Origin of the sequence: Georgenia yuyongxinii, assembly GCF_006352065.1 — a bacterium.
Taxonomy (GTDB): Bacteria; Actinomycetota; Actinomycetes; order Actinomycetales; family Actinomycetaceae; genus Georgenia; species Georgenia yuyongxinii.
Genome location: NZ_CP040915.1, coordinates 3,299,535 through 3,316,663 on the forward strand (window position 1 = coordinate 3,299,535; position 17,129 = coordinate 3,316,663).

Consider the following 17,129-nt stretch of genomic DNA (forward strand, 5'->3'; position numbering starts at 1 on the left):
TCCTTACTCCTGCACGACGACGTCGGCGCTGTCGAGCAGCTCCTGCGGGATCGTCACGCCCATGCGCTCGGCCGCCGTCGGGTTGACGTACAGCTTCAGGTCGGTCGGCTTCTCGATCGGCATCTCGGCCGGGTCGGCGCCCTCGTCGAGGATCTTCACCGCCATGAGGCCGGTCTGGTAGCCGAGCTGCTCGTAGTCGAAGCCGTAGGTGGCGACGCCGCCGTTGGTGACGGAGTCACCCTCGCCGACGACGACCGGCACCTGCTTCTCCTCGGCCACCTGGACCAGGGCGTCGAGCGCGGAGACGACGTTGTTGTCGGTGGGGACGTAGAACGCGTCGACGTCGAGGGAGTTCGCGGCCTGCTGCACCTCGCCGGAGGTGGTGATGGTGGCTTCCTCGAGGGTCAGGCCGAGCTTCTCGGCGGCCTCCTTGGCCAGGTCCACCTGCACCTGGGAGTTGATCTCGCCGGAGGAGTAGACGACGCCGACGGTCTTGGCGTCCGGCGCGAGCTCCTTAATGAGGCCGAGCTGCTCCTCGACGGCGTTCAGGTCGGAGGTGCCGGTGATGTTGCCGCCCGGGGCCTCCCAGCTGTCCACCAGGCCGGCCTCGGCGGGCTCGGTGACGGCGGTGATGAGGATCGGGATGTCGGTGATCGCCTGCGCGGCGGCCTGCGCCGTCGGGGTGGCGATGGCCAGGACGAGGTCCTTGCCGTCCGAGGCGAACTTGTTCGCGATGGAGGTGGCGGTGGCCTGGTCGCCCTGGGCGTTCTGCTCGTCGTAGGTGACGTTCTCACCCTCGACGTAGCCGTTGTCCGCCAGCGCGTTCTTGAAGCCCTCACGGGCGGCGTCGAGGGAGGTGTGCGAGACGATCTGGGTGATGCCGATCTCGACGGTCTCCTGCTCGCCACCGGCGGCGTCGGTGCCGTTGGCCTCGGAGTCGCTGCTGCAGGCGGCCAGGGTGAGGGCGGTGGCCGCGAGCGCCGCGCCAAGGATGCTCGACTTCGAGCGCTTCATGGGGTTCCTTCCGGGACGAGCTGACGGGCCGGCTGGGCCCTTGGGGTCGGGGCGCCGGCTGGAGGGTGGCGCCGGGGCCGTCCGGCCCGCTGTGACCGCAGAATCTAGTGCACGCGTCCACGTGTTGGTACCAGCGTCTCAGGTTGTGGTTTGACCTCGCGCGGCCGCGACTACGGCGGCGGCCCGCTCGCCGCTGCTGCGCTGAGAACGGTGTTGCTCCACCCAGGCTGTCAGCCGCGCGCTCGTGGCGCCGTCGTCCGCTCGCTCGAGGGCCTCCGTCATCGCCTCAACGACCGCATCGACATCGTAGTCGGTGACCCAGCCGAGCCGGTGGTCCCGCACGTCTGCGGCGGCGGGGCCGACGCCGGCGTAGATCACCGGGGTGCCGCTGGCCAGGGCGGCGAGGATCTTCGTCGGGTAGGCGAAGTCGTAGCCCTGTCCCGGCACGATGCTGACCACCGCGGCGACGGCGCCACGCTGCCAGCGGGCCGCCTCGACCGGCGGAACGGCGTCGCGGAGCTCGACGGCGCCGGAGGGTAGATGTCGGGCGAGCTCGCCGATGTGCTCCCATGCGCTGCCTTGGCCGATGTAGACGAGCCGAGCGTCGGGCACACGGGCGAGGACCTTCGGCATGGCGCGGGCGAAGATGTCCGCGCCCTGCCACTCGGAGGCGGTGCCGGCGTAGAGCAGGTAGGGGCCGGGAGCCGCGGCGTCGCCGTCGGGACGGAAGATCGCAGTGTCGACGCCGTTCGGCACGACCTCGACGTGGGTGGCGCCGAGCTGGCGCACGCGGTCGGCGACGCCGTCGGAGACCGCGATCACCCGGGCGGCGCCGCGCAGCACCCAGGCCTCGAGCCGTCGCAGCAGGGCGACGACGATCTTCGGTGCACCGGTCTGGGCGGCGGCGTCCGACCAGACGTCGGCCGCGTAGTACACGTACGGCGTGCGGCGCAGCGTGCTCATGACGCGGACCACGGCGCCGGTCGTCGGGGGTGGCTCGACGACGACGACGTCTGCGCGAGTCACGGCCAGGCGCACGGCGAGCGGCACGTCGAAGCTCAGGTACTGCAGGTAGCCGCGCACGTAGCCCTGCTTGTCGCGCACGACAGGCCAGCGGGAGACGGCGACGCCGCGTGCCGATTCCGAGCGGGCGCTGGCGCGGACCCCGCCGGCGCTGGCGCGGTCCCCGCCGGTGCTGGCACGGCCCTCGGGGACGCGCGTGGTGAGCACCCGGACGTGGTGACCCGCGCGGGCGAGGGCTTCCGCCAGCGACTGCAGCCGGAAGGACGCCGCGGCGGGCTCGGGGGTGAAGATCCTGGTCGCCAGGACGACGCGCACGGTCGGTGATCCTTCGGTGGGGGCAGGTGACAGGGGCACGTTACCCACCGGCGGGTGCCGGGGGCCCATCCGCCCGCTGGTGACCGGCGCCTGTTGGTGACGGGCGCCCGCTGGTGACCCGCGCCCGTTCGTGACCGGCGCCCGACGACCGGGTCGAGATGTCTCGGTCAGGTCACGATCGGACGAGATTGCCCCGAAAGGGGTTCCCGTTACGGACGAGGGGTGCATGATGAGAATGAGTAAGGCGCACCCTGCTGGGGGTAGGAGGTCAGAAATGACTCCCCAGCAAGGTGCGCCTTTGCGTCGCTCGTGACGTGACACCAGCCTGCCTTGGCGGGCCAGGTGGATGCAACATCTACGGGCGTAGAAATTGTCCTGAACGGCCCGAATGGCGTGTGGATCGCCTCACGTCGAGCACGACCTCACGTCGAGCACGCCCCTCGCGTCGGTCTCCCCCGCTGACGCACGAACGCCCCACCTCCGCCGTGGCGGTGGTGGGGCGTCGGTGCGGTGTGTCGGTCAGTCGCAGCTGAAGCTGAACCGCTGGGTGTTGTACAGCCCGTTGTCGGTGGCGATGGTGCCGGTGGCCACGAAGCGCAGGTCGGGGTGCAGGATGTTGGCGCGGTGCCCCGGCGAGTCCATGTAGGCGGCCATGGCGGACTCCGGCGAGGCGGCCGTGTCCGAGGCCCAGTAGATGTTCTCGGCCCAGCCGCCACTGCAGCCGCCGGCCGCGGTGTCGGCGTCCATCGTGCCGTCGCTGGCGTGCTGGAAGGCGCCGGTGCTGTTCATCCAGCCCGAGTGGGCCAGCGCGCCCGCGCGCAGCCCGCCCCAGTACTTCAGCGGGGCGACGCCCGCCGCGGCCCGCTCGGCGTTGATGATCGCGGCCATCCGCTGGTCAAAGGAGTCCTGGACGCCGCCGGCAGCAGCCACGGTCGGCGCGGGCGCGGGCTTCGCCGGGGCGGTGGGCGCCGCACGTTGAGGCTCGGGGGCTGGGGCCGCTGTCGTCGGTTCCGGCCGCGCCGTCGTCTCCGGCTCGGCGGTGTTCTCGGCCGTGGGCTCTGGAGCGGGAGCCGTCGTCGGCGCCGGCTCGGCGATCTCGAGGGGCGCCTTCGTGGGCTGCTCGGTCGGCTCGGCGGGCGACTTCGCGGTCGGTGCGTCCGTCGCCTCGGACGAGGCGCCGTAGCGACCCGGCTTTAGGAGGTCGGTGACGGCCGCGGGCTTTTCCGCCGGTGCGGACACCGCCGGAAGCTCGGCCTTCCCGGGCCCGCTGAGCGGCAGCTCGATGGCACCGGCGGAGATGGTGGCGGCCAGACCGATGCCCACCGTCAGGCCGACGGCCACGACGGCGCGCTTCCTGATGGCAACACCGCGCTTCTTCACACGCATGCCGTGTTTGCTCCTTGTGTCGTCCGTTGGGCCACCCGAAAGGTTAGGTGGCGAACAGCCGTCCGATAAACCTGGAGGCGGCTCACGAGGAAAAGATCACAGTTTCGTAACGTCGGTGTGGTCGCCAACGTCCGATTGGCGGTGCTCGGCCCCACCGGACGCGGCCGCCCGGAACGTGGTTGGCTTCGACCATGGACCCGACCACGAGCCATGTCAACGACACCGAGGTCGTCCGCCGGCTGCTCAGCACGCCGGGCCGGTGGGCCGTCGTGGGCCTCTCCGAGAACCCGGCCCGCACGGCGTACGAGATCGCCGAATACCTGCAGCGGGACCTGGGCATGAAGATCGTCCCGGTTCACCCCAAGGCCGACACGGTGCACGGGGAGCCGGGCTACCCGACTCTCGCCGACGTGCCCGGCGCCATCGACGTCGTGGACGTCTTCGTGCGGTCCGCGCTCGCCGGGGCCGTGGTGGACCAGGCGATCGCCGTCGGCGCGAAGGCGGTCTGGCTGCAGCTGGGCGTGATCGACGAGGCCGCCGCCGCGCGGGCCACGGAGGCGGGCCTCGACGTCGTCATGAACACCTGCCCCGCCATCGAGGCGCCGCGGCTCGGGATCGCCTGATCAGCCAGGGCGTTCGTCCCGCCGAGCTCTCTCCGCATCGCTCTCGAAGATCGAGAGCGATGGTGCCGGCGCCGCACCCGCGAGGTCACACCTCGAGGACCAGCAGGAGCTCGGCTAACCCGTCGAAGTCATGCGCGTTCCGCGTGACCAGCGGAAGGTCCTCGGCGACGGCGACCGACGCGATGAGAAGGTCGGCGAAGCGTCGCGGTGGCCGCCGCCCGCGCGCGAATACCGCGGCGTACACCCGGCCATATGCACGAGCCGCTTCGATGCCAAAGGGCAGCGGGTCGAAGGCAGCCTCCGCTCGCTGAAGCCGGTCCTGCCGCCGGGCGCGCTCGGCTGCATCGGTCGCGGCCGACGGTCCCGCTGCGAGCTCGGCCATGGTGACCGCCGAGATGGCGACCTGCTCGGGCAGCCGCTCCGGATCCAATGATTCGAGGCCGATTACCACGGAGGTGTCGAGCAGACCCCGTGCGAGCCGCTCAGGCACTGGGATCGATGTCCTGCTCGACGACCTCATCGAGGTCCTGCTTCATCCGCTCCCAGTCGACACCCGGAGCGTGACGGAAGATGTCGATCGCCGCGCGGGAATCGATGAACCGCTGGCGGCGCAGCGGGCGCAGCTCTCCGACCGGATGGCCGTGGCGGGCCACAGTGAACGTCCGCCCTTCCTCGAGGGCGCGCATGATCCGACCGCTGTCGTTGCGCAGCTCGCGCTGGCTGATCTGCTCACTCACGGCTGGAAGCGTAGCGGAGCGTGCTACAGCTCGCAGGACTAGCTGTGGACGGTTGACCGATTCGTCCGCGGCGACAGGGCTGGCCGGGCCCGCCGCAAGGAAGTCTCAACCGAACGACGCATGCGCGGGCTGAGCCGCTTCTCCAGGGCGTGCAGCCCGATCGCCAAGACCACCGCGAGGGCACAGGCGGCGGCGAGGACCACCCACCGGTTGGCATGCGGGGCGAGCAGGTCGATCGCCCACCAGCCCCAGTACTCGTGGATGAGGTACAGCGGGTAGGTCAGTGCGCCGAACGTCATGAGCCACGGCGCCCGCAGGTGCTGCACGCGGGTCAGCGCGATGACGGCGATCGCCGCGAAGCAGCCCGCGGTGAGCACCCCGAGCACCCACGGGTTGGGGGTGAAGACGGTGTTGGTGGTCACCGAGGTCATCTGCCACGGGACCGTGTTGCGCACCGCCAGGCCGACGTTCATGACCACCAGGAGCCACGGCACGACCGCGTGGCCCTCGCGGTGCATGAGGTAGAGGAGCATGCCGCCGGCGAAGAAGGGGGCGTAGCCGTCGGCCAGGGCGGTGCTGGCGTGCTCCCACCCGAGCTCGAGCGCCACCTGCGCGACCACCGGCCACAGCGCGCACAGCCACAGCAGCCGCTTCCGGGTGATCCCCCACTCCACGAGCAGCACCATGATCAGGTAGAACCGCAGCTCCACCCACAGGGTCCAGTACACGCCGTCGACGTGCCGGACGTCGAAGAGCTCCTGGAGCATGGTGAGGTTGACCAGCGCCTCGTGGACGCTGATGTCCTTCCCGGCGGGCCAGATAAACAGCAGCAGCACCGAGGTGGCGACGACGGCGATCCAGTACGGCGGGTACAGCCGGGCGAGCCGGGAGGCGACGACGTACGGCACGTCCCGGCCCCAGGCGGTCATGAGGATCGCGAAGCCGGAGACGACGAAGAACAGCTCTGGGCCGAGCACGGCGTAGATGAGGACCGGGCCGGTCTCGGGGAAGACGTGTCCGGGGTCGTCTCCCCACACCTGCGACCAGCGTGCGGTGAAGTGGTAGAGCATGACGCCGACGGCGGCGAGGAACCGGATGCCGTCGATCGCGTAGAGCCGAGGACGGTCGTACGCCGTCATCCTTGGGTGTTTACCCAGGTCAGGCGTCGACGTGCGGAGGCGGAGCGTGGTTGCCATTCATTCCACGCTAGGTGCGGCCCTACGGACCTGCCACCGGAATATCACGATTCGGTCACGGTGGAGCGGGGCGGTGCGCCGCGGCGGCGATGCCGATGAAGTCGGCCACGCCGAGACCACGCGCACATCGGGGAACATCCGTCAGGGCTTGCCTGACGGATGTTCCCCGCGGCGCCGGGAACGGCGCCGTTCCCGGCGCCGAAGACGTGCACGGCGCGGTTCCGGAGCCCGGAAGCGGGCCCGCAGTGCCCAGAGCCGCGGCGACGCCCCCGCCCGTCCCGCGGTCCCGGGCCGGACGAGGGCGCCGTTTCGAGGCTAATTCGGTCTGCGTTGTTTGGCTACTTGTGACGCCGGAGCCGGTACGGCGTGGGCTTCACAGAGCGTCACCGAGCGTCACCGAGCGCCACCGGCGTGCGCTTCATCTCAGCGCTGCGCGAGGTCGACGCCCGCCTTGTCGGCCAGGACCTTGACAAGAGCAGAAGCGTTGAGCTCGCCGAGCCCCTCCGCCGCGGCGATCTCCAGCGTCTCGGCCGCCACCCACGCCCCGGGCACCGGCGCGCCGACCTGCTTGGCGAGGTGCCCGATCAGAGCGACGTCCTTGCGCATCAGGTGCAGCGCGAAAGCCGGCGAGTAGTCGTCCTTCAGGATCGAGGCGCCGACGCCGTCGTAGATCGGGGTGCGGAAGTCCGTCACGGCGACGACGTCGAGCACCTTGCGCAGGTCGAGCCCGGCAGCCCGGGCGAGGGTGAGGCCCTCCCCCAGGGACTGCAGCTGGGCTGCGACGAGCAGGTTGCCCACGAGCTTCATGCGGGCGCCTGAGCCCGCCGGCCCCATGTGGTGCACCGACTCGCTGACGGCATCGAGGACGGGACGCACCCGGGCGACCGTCTCGTCGTCGCCGCCCACGACCACCCACAGCCCGCCGGCCTCCGCCTCGCCCTTCGACCCGAACACCGGGGCGTCGAGCATCGCGATGCCACGCTCGGCGTAGGCCGCGTGCTCCTCGTCGCTGAGCGACGCGCTGATCGTGGACATGTCGACGACGACGGTGGGTGCCTCGACGTGGGCCAGCACGCCGTCCTCCCCCATGGCGACGGCACGCACGGCGGCGTCGTCCGAGAGGCAGTAGAGCACCACGTCCTGGTCGCGCACGGCGTCAGCGATCGACGCCGCCGTCCGCGCGCCGGAGACCTCGGCGCCTGCGGTGCGGTTCCACACCGTGACCACGTGCCCGGCCGCCACCAGGTTCACGGCCATGCCGCGCCCCATGGTGCCCAGCCCGAGAACCGCGACAGCGCTCATGACGCCACCACCGCTTCCGCAGTCTGCCAGGACTCGAGGAACCGCAACATGGCGGTGGCGCCCGGGTCCTGCAGGCCGATGCTGCGCTCCTGCAGCCAGGACGCCCGGCCGCGCCGGGACTGCAGGTCGCGGGTGTCGACCACGGCCTTCTCGGCCGCCGCGATGGCGTCCGCGAGACCGCTGGCGCCGTCCGGCGCGGCGGCGAGCGCGTCGGCCGCGGGCAGGATCGCGTCGAGGATCGTCTTGTCCCCCAGCTGCGTCTTGCCGCGCTGGGCGATGTTCTCGCCGGCGGCCCGGACGAACCGTGCGGCGGCCGCCACGTCTACCTCCTCGACGTCGGCCCATGCCTTGGACCCGGCGAGCAGCCCGCCGGCAACGAGCGCCGCCATCGTGGACGGGTTCGCGTTGGCAAACGCCTTCGCGGCGGCCCGGGCGATCTCGGCGGGCGTCGCACCCTCGTCGATGGCGCCGAGCGCCTCGATGACGGCGTTGGCGCCGAGCGAGATGGTGATGCCGAGGTCGCCGTCGCCCAGGGCCTGGTCGAGGTCGCGCAGCTCGTCGGCGTGCGTGACCAGCTCGGCCAGGCTGCGCTGGATGGCGCCGACAAGCTCTGTGGAATGCATGGGATCAGACCTCCTGGAAGAACGGGGACGCGGCGGGCGCGTCGAGCAGGGCGAGGCGGGCGTCGTCGAGCTTGAGCAGCGAGATGGAGGCGCCGGCCATCTCCAGGCTCGTGGCGTACTCGCCGACGTACTTGCGCTCGATGGCGATGCCGCGGTCAGCGAGCAGCTGGTGCACGCGGCGGTACATGACGTAGAGCTCCTCCAGCGGCGTGGCGCCCAGCCCGTTGACGAGCACGGCCACGCGGTCGCCCGACGTGACCTCCAGGTCCGCGACGAGCGCGGTGACGAGGCGCTCGGTGATCTCGTCCGCGGTCTCGAGCGGGCCGCGGTGGATGCCGGGCTCGCCGTGGATCCCGATGCCGATCTCCATCTCGCCGTCGGGCAGGTCGAAGCTCGGCTCGCCCGTGGTCGGCAGGATGGTCGGGGCCAGCCCGATGCCCATCGTCGCGGTGTGCTCGACGACGTCCTCGGCGACCGCGGCGACCTCCTCAAGGCTGTCGCCACGCTCGGCGGCGGCACCCGCGGCCTTGTACGCGAAGAAGATGCCTGCGACGCCGCGGCGGTCGTGCTTGCGCTCCTTCGGCTGGCTGGCGACGTCGTCGCGGCCGAGCACGGTACGGGTCTCGATGTCCTCGAGCTCGGCAAGGTCGGCGGCGAGGTCGAAGTTGAAGACGTCGCCGCCGTAGTTGCCGTACAGGTACAGCACGCCACGGCCGCCGTCGACGGCCTTCGCTGCCTCGAAGCACTGCTGCGAGCTGGGCGAGCTGAAGACGTTGCCGATCGCGACCCCGGAGGCGAGGCCCTTGCCGACGTAGCCCTTGAAGAGCGGCAGGTGGCCGGAGCCGCCGCCGGTGACGATGCCGACCTTGCCGGCGACCGGGGCGTCTGCCCGCACGAGGATGCGGGGGTCGTCGCCGGGGGTCTTCACCTGGTCGGGGTGGGCCAGGAGGATGCCCTCGATCATCTCGTCGACGAAGTTCTCGGGCTTGTTGATGATCTTCTTCATGACGTTCCTTTCGTCGAACAGCTAGGGATGACGGTCAAGCGCTGGTGGCCGCGACCGCGCGTCTCGGCCGACGGCGGCGGCGCCACTTGACCTGGTCGAGGACCATGACCGCCACGAGGATGAGGCCCTGGGCCATCGCGTACTCGAAGGCGGAGAGACGGACGGCGGTGAAGCCGCTCTGGACGATCTGCAGCGTGAGGGTCGCCAGGACGACCCCGAACACCGTCGCGAACCCGCCGTTGGGGTTGGTGCCCGCCAGGACGGCGATGACGACGACGAGCAGCAAGTACGAGGCGCCGTAGTCGGCCGAGGCGGTGGGGTTGCGGCCGAGGAACAGCACCCCGGCGACGGACCCGAGCAGGCCGGTGAGCAGGTACGTGCCCATGAGCACCCGGGTGCTGTTGATGCCGGAGAAGCGCGCCGCGGTGGGGTTGGCGCCCTGCAGGGTCACCTTCAGGCCGAGCGGCGTACGGTTGACGACCAGGCCGAGGGCCAGGGCGACGAGGATGAAGACGACGAACAGGGTGGGCACCCCGCCCAACGTCGACTGGCCGAAGGCGGTCAGTCCCGACGGCGCCCCGTACAGCGTCTTGCCGCCGGTCCAGGCGACCGCGATGCCGTTGTAGATCTGCATCGTGCCCAGCGTCGCGAGGATCGGGGTGATCCCGACCTTGGCCACCAGGATGCCGTTGATGAGGCCACCGAGGAGCCCGACCCCAACTCCCGCGAGCACGATCACCGGGAACAGCTGGTCGGCCTGGGCCGGGTCGTTCGCCGCGACCGCCGTGTAGAGCGTGGACATGGTGATCGCGGTGAGGCTCGCGATCGACACGAGCGAGAGGTCGATGCCGCCGCTGAGCATCGCGAGCATCATCGCCAGGGCGAGCACGCCGACCTCGGGCGACGCCAGCGCGATGTTCTGCAGGTTGATCGGGCTAAGGAACACCGAGGGGTTGAGCACCGTGAAGAGCGCGAACGCCGCGACGACGAGCAGCAGCATCCGCCGCGCGCTGCGGTCCACGTGGACCGAGGCGAGCAGGTCCTGCCACCGGGTGTCGACGGACCGGTTGAGCCGCCGCATCGAGGGCTGAGTGTCGTTCATGCCGTCACCTTCTCGTGCTCGAAGCTGGTCTCCGCCGGGCGCTCGGCGTCGTCGTCGGGATCCAGCGTGCGGATGGTGCGCGCGGCGCGCCGGGCCGCGACCGCCTGGACGCCCACGCCGATCACGAGGAGCAGGCCGACCGCTGTGCGCTGCCAGGCGCTGGGCACCCCGGCCAGGATGAGGCTGTTGTTGATGACCTGGATCAGGAGGACACCGAGCACGGTCCCCGTGACGGAGCCCCGGCCGCCGAAGATGGACGCCCCGCCGAGGACGACGGCGGCGATGATGTCGAGCTCGCCGCCGACCAGCTCCTGCGGCGTGCCGCTGCGGCCCATGATCATGTAGATCATCCCGCCGACGGCGGCCATCATCCCGACCAGCACGTACATCAGCACCTGGGTGCGTACCACCCGGATGCCGGCGCGGCGGGCTGCCTCGGTGTCACCGCCGATCGCGTAGATGCTGCGGCCGAACATGGTGCGACGCAGGACCCACGCGATGAGCACCGCGAGCAGGATCGCGGGGACCACCATCACGTGCAGGTAGGAGTTCCCGGCGCTCGTCTGCGCATGGATGAGGTTGGTGGTCGACACCGAGGCCATGCCGTCCGGGAGGTTGGCGATGTAGCGCGAGCCGACGTACGTGAGCAGCGCACCGGTGAAGATGCCCCGGGTGCCCAGCGTGACGATCATCGTGTTCAGGCGGAACCGTGCGATGAGGAAGCCGTTGATCGAGCCCAGCCCGGCGCCGATGGCCAGGGCCAGGACGAACGCGCCGACGAGGCCGAGATCGAACCCGCCGGCCAGCTGCACCTTGATCGTCGTGTAGGCCGCTGCCACCGCGATGGCGGCGAACGACATGTCGATGCCGCCGGAGATGATGACCAGCAGCACGCCGAGGGCGAAGATCAGCGGCACGATCGCGCTGCGCACGATGCTGAACGCCGTCGGCACGGTGAAGAACACCGGGTTGGCGATCGACATGCCGATGACCAGCACGATCAGGACAAGGGCGAGGATCCCTTCGTTGTTGCGCCCCCGTAGGCGGCGCAACCACGGCGTGGGCGACTCGAGCGCACTCATGCTGCAACCTTCTTCCGGATACTTTCGACGTCGACGTCGCCGCCCTCGAGCACGTCGACGACGCGCCCGTGACGCACCACGAGCACGCGGTGGCAGGAGGCGACGAGCTCGGGGGCGTCGTCGGAGATGACGATGACCCCCATCCCGTCGGCCGCCTGGGCGCGCAGGATGTCAAGGATCTCGGACTTCGACCCGACGTCCACGCCCACCGTGGGCCCGTTGAGCATGAGCACCTTCGGACCGCGGGCGAGCCACTTGGCGAGCACCACGCGCTGGGCGTTGCCGCCTGAGAGGGAGCGCACCGGTGCGTGGACGTTCGGGGCCTTCACGCGCAGGCGCTGGAAGAGCCGGTCGATGGTCTGGCGGATGGCGCGCGTGTCGAGTGTGCGCCACTTGGTGCGGTGGCGGTCCGCGGAGCTGGCGATGATGTTGTCCGCGATGGACTTCTCCAGGAAGAGGCCCTGGGTGAGGCGGTCCTCCGGCACATACCCGATCCCAGCCGCGATCGCGTCGTCGATGCTGCGCAGGCGGCTCCCCACGCCGTCGACCTTCACCGTGCCGGACTCGTAGGGATGGACACCGAAGAGCGACTCGGCGATCTCGGTGCGGCCGGAGCCGAGCAGGCCCGTGAGGCCGAGGATCTCGCCACGGCGCAACGTGAACGAGACGTCGTGGAAGGCGCCGGGGAGGCTGAGGTGCTCCACCTCGAGCACCGGCGGGGCGTCGGGCCTGAGCTCGCTGACGCGGCGGGTGTCGTCGACCTCCTGGCCGGTCATGTGCTCGGCGATCGACCGCAGGCCGAGCTCTGCCGCCGGGCTGGTGATGACGTGCCGTCCCGAACGCAGGACGGTCACCCGGTCGGAGATCGCCAGGACCTCGTCCAGCTTGTGGGAGACGAAGATGAACGCCACGCCCCGGGCGCGCAGCCGCTCGACGATGGCGAACAGACGCTGCACCTCGGTGTGGGTCAGGGCCGTGGTGGGCTCATCCATGATGATCACCCGGGCGTCATCGACGAGGGAGCGGCAGATCGCCGTCAGCTGCTTGTCCGCCACCGAGAGCGTCTCGACGTCGGCGTCGAGGTCGAGGGTGAGGCCGAGGTCGGTCACGACGCGCTGGGCGGCGGGCCGGGCGGCCCGCGGGTTGTGCAGGCGCCGCCGGGAGGCGACCGCTGAGGTGAAGACGATGTTCTCGGCGACGGTGAGGTTGGGGAACAGCGAGAAGTCCTGGTAGATGACCTGGATCCCGCTCTTGATGGCGTCGGTGGTGTCCATCGACGTGAACGTCTTGCCGTCGACGACGATCGAGCCCGAGTCCGGCTTCTCGGCGCCGGAGATGATCTTGATCAGGGTGGACTTCCCGCTGCCGTTCTCGCCGGCGAGGCACAGGACCTCACCGGGGCGAAGACCGATCGACACCCCGCCCAGGGCGGTCACGCCACCGAACGTCTTGACGATGTCGCGCACCTCGAGGACGGGTGCCGGGGTACCCGGAAGGGTGGTGGTTGTCATGCCGTGCGCCTCTCAACGGTTGGGATGCCGTGCGCGTCTCGCCAGCTGTCGTGCCGCGCGCGCCTGCCACCACCAGCGCGGGGCGGACCGGTGCGTCCGCCCCGCGCTGGTGGACCGGATCAGAACGCGTACTGCTTCGCGGCCTCGGCGTCGGCCGCGATGCCGGCATTGCCGACGAACACGTTGTCGTACCCGTCCATCTTGCGAAGGCTGGTGTAGCCCTCGATGCCCAGGTCGGTCCCCTCCTCGATCACGCCGCCCTCGGCGAGGATGCGGGCGATCTCCAGCTGAGCCTCACCGGCGAGCGCCGGGTCCCAGAAGAAGATCTTGTCGATCGAGCCGGTCTCCAGGTACTTCGCGGCAGCCGAGGGGATGGACGTGCCCATGTTGCAGACGGTGTCCTCCAGACCGGCCTCCTCGATCGCGCGTGCGATGCCCGGCACGTCGTTGCCGGCAGAGCCCTGGAAGCCCTTGAGGTTGGGGTACTTCGCGAGGATCTCCTTGGCCTTCTCGTACGCTGCGGTCTCGTTGTCGGTGCTCTCGATCGGCTCCTCGACGCGCGTCATGTCTGGGTAGTTCTCGAGCTGGTAGTCGTGCGCGGCGCCGACCCACTCCATGTGGGTCTTCGCGGTAAGACCGCCGACGAACTGGACGTACTCGCCCTCCTCACCCATGCACTGCGCGAGGTTCTCGAGGATGTCGACGCCGTAGTCGGCGTTGTCGAACGCCTCGATGTCGATGTCGACGTTCTCGATGCCGGTCGCCTCGTGCGCCACGGTGATGATGCCCTGGGCCTGCGCCTGGGCGAGCACCGCGGACAGTGCCTGGGGCGAGTTGGGCACGACGGTGATGGCAGTCGGCTTCTGGGCGATCAGGTCCTGGATGATCTGGATTTGCTTCTCCGGGGACACGTCGTCGCCGCCCTCGGTGCGCGTGTCGATCCCCGTGCGCTCGCCGTACGCGACGACGCCCTCGTCCATGCGGTCGAACCAGGCGATGCCCTTGACCTTGACGACCGTCACCATCGTGAGGTCGGAGCTTTCGCTGCCACCTCCCGCGCTCTTGTCGCCGGACGCCGCGGCGCCATCGTTCACCGACCCACAAGCAGCCATGAGCAGGGTCGCCAGACCCGCGGCGATGACACCGGCGGTGCGCTTGTTCCTCATGCGTTCACTCCCTCGTGATCGTGCGCAGAGACGCCTGTGTCCGCGCATCACATCCTAGATTCGTGCCGTCAGATGCTCTGACTAGGGCAGACGTTAGAGGGTCATTGCGCGAACTTGCAAATCGATCGTGCAAGAATCTGCACAGTTTCGTGCACATCTTGCGCGTCTCCATGCATCCAGGTTTGCTAACCTGTGCCCAGATCCAGCGGAAGGTCAACGATGTCGCGCCGCCAGCAGATCGCCGAGCTCATCGAGGAGCGCGGCTTCCAGAGCGTCACCATGCTCGCCCGCAGATTCGCGGTGGACACCTCCACCATCCGCCGCGACCTCGACCGCCTGGCCGACGAGGGCCTGGTGATCCGGACGCACGGCGGCGCCGCCGCCCCCCTGCCCAGCGACGGCGACACGGCGCAGCGGGTGACCGACCGCGATCCCCAGCTGGCGGAGAAGCGTGCGATCGGCGCAGCGATGGCGGAACGTATCCTGGAGGGTCAGACGATCCTCCTGGACGGCGGGTCCACGTGCCTCCAGGTCGCCCGGCATCTGGACCATCACCGGCTGACGGTCGTCACCAACGATCTGCACGTCGGCCTGGAGATCTCGACGAAGCCGCAGATCAACCTCGTCTTCGTCGGCGGTGAGCTGCTCCCGACCAGCACCTCCATGTGGGGGCCGACATCGATCCAGCAGCTGGAGACCATGCGGGTGCATGTCGCGATCTTCGGCGCCGGCACCGTCATGGATGACGGCATCTATGCGAGCAGCAGCTACGCCATCGAGCTCAAGCGCAAGATGCGCTCCATCGCCTCTGAGGCGTTCTTCGTCGCAGACTCGACGAAGTTCGGCCGCGACGCGCTCTTCAAGGTCTTCGGGTTCGAGAGCTTCACCGCGGGCATCACGGACGACACGCTCGACCCGATTCGGGCAGCACGGTTCCCCGTGCCGCTGATCCGGGCGGTTGCGCGCTCCAGCTAGCGACCGGCTCACCGAGACGACCCTCCGCTGCGTGCGAGGCAGGCGCGCCGCTGCGCTGCCTGATCATCGACGCGGTGGCGGCGGCCCTCGGGTGCGCGCGCCTCCCATCTCACGAGCGTGAGCGGCGCGGCTCCGGGCTGCTCGCCCCAGGGCGAACTTGACGTAACGGACCTCACAGGTGTTATATCCAATAACGGTCAACAGTTAACGGTTAACAACGAGGTCAAGCCGCCATGCAGATCACCCCCATCAAGCAGGACTCGCTGGGCGAGCAGGTCGCCCGCGAGCTGCGGCACCTCATCGCCACCCGCCGGGTCGCCGGCGGCACGCCGGTGGTGGAGGAGGCCCTCGCGAACCAGTTCGGCGTCAGCCGCGGCCCCGTGCGCGACGCCCTGAGGATCCTCGCCGCCGAGGGCCTGGTGACCGTCCGCGGACGCCGCGCCGAGATCCGCGGGCTCACCGGGACGGACATCGACGAGCTCTTCTCGCTGCGGCACATGCTCGAGTCGACGGCGCTGGGCCTGGCGATGGACCGGGACCCCGAGACGCTGCTCGCCGGGCTCGAAGCCGCCCTGCGCCGCATGGAGGCCGCCGTCACGACCGGCGGCGCCGAGGCGTTCGCCCAGGCAGACCTCCGTTTCCACTCCAGCTTCTACCTGGCCGCCGGCCACAGCCGGCTCACGGCCATCTGGGCGCAGTACCGGCCCAGCATCGAGATGGTGCTCCGCTCGTCACGCGAGACCTACCAGGACCTCGCGCCATCGATCGGCAGCCACTACACCCTGGCCGACCTCATCCGGGCCGGCGATCCCGGCCCGGCCCTCTACGAGCTGACCGAGCACCTCGACAACGCGCGCCGGCGCGTGCGGACCTTCTACGAGGCCGAGGTCGCGGCGCCCGCCAGCTGACGTCCCCCGCTGTCCCCAACCCCACCACCACCACCACCACCACCAATCACCACCACCACCACGAAGGAGTGGACCTTCACCATGAAGATGTCCAAGCGCACCACCTCGTCCCTCATCGCGGTCGCCGCGGCCACCTCCCTGCTCGCCGCCTGCTCGTCGGCAAAGGGCGACGCGGAGGCCTCGGCGGACTACCCGACCGACGACATCACCCTCGTCGTGCCCTACGACGCCGGCGGCGCCTCCGACCTCGCGGCCCGCACCCTGGCCGCCGAGATGGAGAACACCCTCGACGTCTCCGTCATTGTCGAGAACCGCACCGGCGGCGCCGGCTCGGTCGGCCTGTCCTCCCTCGCCGGCTCCGACGCCGACGGCTACACCCTCGGCTACATGCCCGTCGAGACGGTCATGCTCGGCCACCAGGGCTACGACATCGACCCCGAGGCCTACGACTACCTCGGCCAGATCGTCTCGGTCCCCGCCACCATCGCGGTCCCGGCCGACAGCCCGTACCAGACCCTGCAGGACCTCATCGACGCCGCCACCGAGAACCCGGACAAGCTCACCGTGTCCAACTCCGGCGCCGGGTCCATCTGGCACGCCGTCACCACCGCCCTGAACGAGGCGACCGGGGCGGCCCTGAAGCCGGTGCCCTTCGACGGCGGGGCGCCCGCCGTGACCGCCGCGATCGGCGGCCAGGTCGACGCCGTCATCGCGGGCGTCTCCGAGACCTCGCAGGCTCACAAGGACGGGCAGATCCGCGTGCTCGCCGTCCTCGCGGACGAGCCTGCCGGCGCCCTGCCCGACGTCAAGACCGCCAAGGACCTCGGCATCGACGTCTCCATGGGCGGCTGGGGCCTGCTCGGCGCGCCCGCCGGGCTGCCCGAGGAGGTCATCGAGGTGCTCGACGCCGCCGTCGAGGCGGCCGTCGCCTCCGACAGCTACGTCGACGTGATCACCAAGGCCGGCAACATCCCCGCCTGGCGATCCGCGGCCGAGACGCAGAGCTTCGTCGCCGACGAGGCCGCCCGGTTCGGCACGATCCTCGCCGACTGACGCCTGACCGGACCCGGGGCCGGGGCGCCGCCACGCACGGCGGCGCCCCGGCCCCTCCGGCCCGGCCGACGCCCTGCCGACCCGCCCACCGAGGCCGACGCCATCCC

The 17,129-nt window shown here is 70.4% G+C and carries 17 protein-coding genes; 4 read left to right on the plus strand and 13 right to left on the minus strand.

Annotation, left to right across the window (positions count from 1 at the left end; all coding sequences use genetic code 11):
• Window positions 1-3 precede the first annotated feature (3 nt).
• The 3 genes from FE374_RS14940 to FE374_RS14950 form a co-directional block, all read right to left on the minus strand.
• A complete protein-coding gene (locus FE374_RS14940; RefSeq protein ID WP_139929982.1) occupies window positions 4-1,014 on the minus strand; it encodes an ABC transporter substrate-binding protein in 1,011 nt (336 codons plus the stop codon).
• Window positions 1,015-1,152: 138 nt separating this feature from the next.
• Complete coding sequence (locus FE374_RS14945; RefSeq protein WP_230978331.1) at window positions 1,153-2,352, minus strand: glycosyltransferase family 4 protein; 1,200 nt, start codon at window positions 2,350-2,352, stop codon at window positions 1,153-1,155.
• A 519-nt stretch (window positions 2,353-2,871) separates the two neighbouring features.
• The gene (locus FE374_RS14950) at window positions 2,872-3,738 is read right to left on the minus strand and encodes a CAP domain-containing protein (RefSeq protein ID WP_139929984.1); all 867 of its coding nucleotides are present in this window, start codon (window positions 3,736-3,738) and stop codon (window positions 2,872-2,874) included.
• Between the two features lie 191 nt (window positions 3,739-3,929).
• On the opposite strand from FE374_RS14950, the gene FE374_RS14955 reads away from it, so the two are divergent.
• Window positions 3,930-4,361, plus strand: a complete 432-nt coding sequence (locus tag FE374_RS14955) for a CoA-binding protein (protein WP_139929985.1) — start codon at window positions 3,930-3,932, stop codon at window positions 4,359-4,361.
• Between the two features lie 85 nt (window positions 4,362-4,446).
• Here the strand turns inward: FE374_RS14955 and FE374_RS14960 are convergent, their stop codons facing one another.
• The 10 genes from FE374_RS14960 to FE374_RS15005 form a co-directional block, all read right to left on the minus strand.
• A complete protein-coding gene (locus FE374_RS14960; protein WP_139929986.1) occupies window positions 4,447-4,881 on the minus strand; it encodes a type II toxin-antitoxin system VapC family toxin in 435 nt (144 codons plus the stop codon).
• Window positions 4,844-5,098 (minus strand): type II toxin-antitoxin system Phd/YefM family antitoxin, encoded by a 255-nt coding sequence (locus FE374_RS14965; RefSeq protein WP_139929987.1) that lies wholly within the window; start codon window positions 5,096-5,098, stop codon window positions 4,844-4,846. Before FE374_RS14965 ends, FE374_RS14960 begins: the two co-directional genes overlap by 38 nt.
• 38 nt (window positions 5,099-5,136) lie before the next feature.
• Complete coding sequence (locus tag FE374_RS14970) at window positions 5,137-6,237, minus strand: acyltransferase family protein (RefSeq protein ID WP_168205717.1); 1,101 nt, start codon at window positions 6,235-6,237, stop codon at window positions 5,137-5,139.
• 480 nt (window positions 6,238-6,717) lie between these two features.
• Window positions 6,718-7,596, minus strand: a complete 879-nt coding sequence (locus tag FE374_RS14975) for an NAD(P)-dependent oxidoreductase (protein ID WP_139929989.1) — start codon at window positions 7,594-7,596, stop codon at window positions 6,718-6,720.
• Window positions 7,593-8,219 carry a DAK2 domain-containing protein gene (locus FE374_RS14980; protein WP_139929990.1) on the minus strand — a complete coding sequence of 209 codons (627 nt, stop codon included), beginning with the start codon at window positions 8,217-8,219 and terminating at the stop codon, window positions 7,593-7,595. The genes FE374_RS14975 and FE374_RS14980 overlap by 4 nt, the downstream gene beginning before the upstream one ends.
• Window positions 8,220-8,223: 4 nt before the next feature.
• A complete protein-coding gene (locus FE374_RS14985) occupies window positions 8,224-9,225 on the minus strand; it encodes a dihydroxyacetone kinase subunit DhaK (RefSeq protein ID WP_139929991.1) in 1,002 nt (333 codons plus the stop codon).
• A gap of 34 nt (window positions 9,226-9,259) precedes the next feature.
• The gene (locus tag FE374_RS14990) at window positions 9,260-10,327 is read right to left on the minus strand and encodes an ABC transporter permease (protein WP_230978333.1); all 1,068 of its coding nucleotides are present in this window, start codon (window positions 10,325-10,327) and stop codon (window positions 9,260-9,262) included.
• Window positions 10,324-11,409 (minus strand): ABC transporter permease, encoded by a 1,086-nt coding sequence (locus tag FE374_RS14995; protein ID WP_139929992.1) that lies wholly within the window; start codon window positions 11,407-11,409, stop codon window positions 10,324-10,326. Before FE374_RS14995 ends, FE374_RS14990 begins: the two co-directional genes overlap by 4 nt.
• Window positions 11,406-12,920 carry a sugar ABC transporter ATP-binding protein gene (locus tag FE374_RS15000; RefSeq protein WP_139929993.1) on the minus strand — a complete coding sequence of 505 codons (1,515 nt, stop codon included), beginning with the start codon at window positions 12,918-12,920 and terminating at the stop codon, window positions 11,406-11,408. The genes FE374_RS14995 and FE374_RS15000 overlap by 4 nt, the downstream gene beginning before the upstream one ends.
• A gap of 119 nt (window positions 12,921-13,039) precedes the next feature.
• Window positions 13,040-14,086: a substrate-binding domain-containing protein gene (locus tag FE374_RS15005; protein WP_139929994.1), complete on the minus strand. Its 1,047-nt coding sequence runs from the start codon at window positions 14,084-14,086 to the stop codon at window positions 13,040-13,042.
• Between the two features lie 219 nt (window positions 14,087-14,305).
• Between FE374_RS15005 and FE374_RS15010 the strand changes: the two genes are divergently transcribed.
• From FE374_RS15010 to FE374_RS15020, 3 genes are all read left to right on the plus strand, one after another.
• Window positions 14,306-15,061 carry a DeoR/GlpR family DNA-binding transcription regulator gene (locus FE374_RS15010; protein ID WP_139929995.1) on the plus strand — a complete coding sequence of 252 codons (756 nt, stop codon included), beginning with the start codon at window positions 14,306-14,308 and terminating at the stop codon, window positions 15,059-15,061.
• Between the two features lie 233 nt (window positions 15,062-15,294).
• Window positions 15,295-15,969, plus strand: a complete 675-nt coding sequence (locus FE374_RS15015; RefSeq protein WP_139929996.1) for a GntR family transcriptional regulator — start codon at window positions 15,295-15,297, stop codon at window positions 15,967-15,969.
• Window positions 15,970-16,050: 81 nt separating this feature from the next.
• Entirely contained in the window at window positions 16,051-17,022 is a 972-nt protein-coding gene (locus FE374_RS15020) for a Bug family tripartite tricarboxylate transporter substrate binding protein (protein ID WP_139929997.1), read from the plus strand.
• The last annotated feature ends 107 nt before the right edge of the window (window positions 17,023-17,129 follow it).

Bases quoted from the DNA above. Each gene is read 5' to 3' on its own strand.
- FE374_RS14940 (WP_139929982.1), bottom strand. From the start codon at position 1,014: ATGAAGCGCTCGAAGTCGAGCATCCTTGGCGCGGCGCTCGCGGCCACC.
- FE374_RS14950 (WP_139929984.1), bottom strand. From the start codon at position 3,738: ATGCGTGTGAAGAAGCGCGGTGTTGCCATCAGGAAGCGCGCCGTCGTG.
- FE374_RS14955 (WP_139929985.1), top strand. From the start codon at position 3,930: ATGGACCCGACCACGAGCCATGTCAACGACACCGAGGTCGTCCGCCGG.
- FE374_RS14960 (WP_139929986.1), bottom strand. From the start codon at position 4,881: ATGAGGTCGTCGAGCAGGACATCGATCCCAGTGCCTGAGCGGCTCGCA.
- FE374_RS14970 (WP_168205717.1), bottom strand. From the start codon at position 6,237: ATGACGGCGTACGACCGTCCTCGGCTCTACGCGATCGACGGCATCCGG.
- FE374_RS14975 (WP_139929989.1), bottom strand. From the start codon at position 7,596: ATGAGCGCTGTCGCGGTTCTCGGGCTGGGCACCATGGGGCGCGGCATG.
- FE374_RS14980 (WP_139929990.1), bottom strand. From the start codon at position 8,219: ATGCATTCCACAGAGCTTGTCGGCGCCATCCAGCGCAGCCTGGCCGAG.
- FE374_RS14985 (WP_139929991.1), bottom strand. From the start codon at position 9,225: ATGAAGAAGATCATCAACAAGCCCGAGAACTTCGTCGACGAGATGATC.
- FE374_RS14990 (WP_230978333.1), bottom strand. From the start codon at position 10,327: ATGAACGACACTCAGCCCTCGATGCGGCGGCTCAACCGGTCCGTCGAC.
- FE374_RS14995 (WP_139929992.1), bottom strand. From the start codon at position 11,409: ATGAGTGCGCTCGAGTCGCCCACGCCGTGGTTGCGCCGCCTACGGGGG.
- FE374_RS15000 (WP_139929993.1), bottom strand. From the start codon at position 12,920: ATGACAACCACCACCCTTCCGGGTACCCCGGCACCCGTCCTCGAGGTG.
- FE374_RS15005 (WP_139929994.1), bottom strand. From the start codon at position 14,086: ATGAGGAACAAGCGCACCGCCGGTGTCATCGCCGCGGGTCTGGCGACC.
- FE374_RS15010 (WP_139929995.1), top strand. From the start codon at position 14,306: ATGTCGCGCCGCCAGCAGATCGCCGAGCTCATCGAGGAGCGCGGCTTC.
- FE374_RS15015 (WP_139929996.1), top strand. From the start codon at position 15,295: ATGCAGATCACCCCCATCAAGCAGGACTCGCTGGGCGAGCAGGTCGCC.
- FE374_RS15020 (WP_139929997.1), top strand. From the start codon at position 16,051: ATGAAGATGTCCAAGCGCACCACCTCGTCCCTCATCGCGGTCGCCGCG.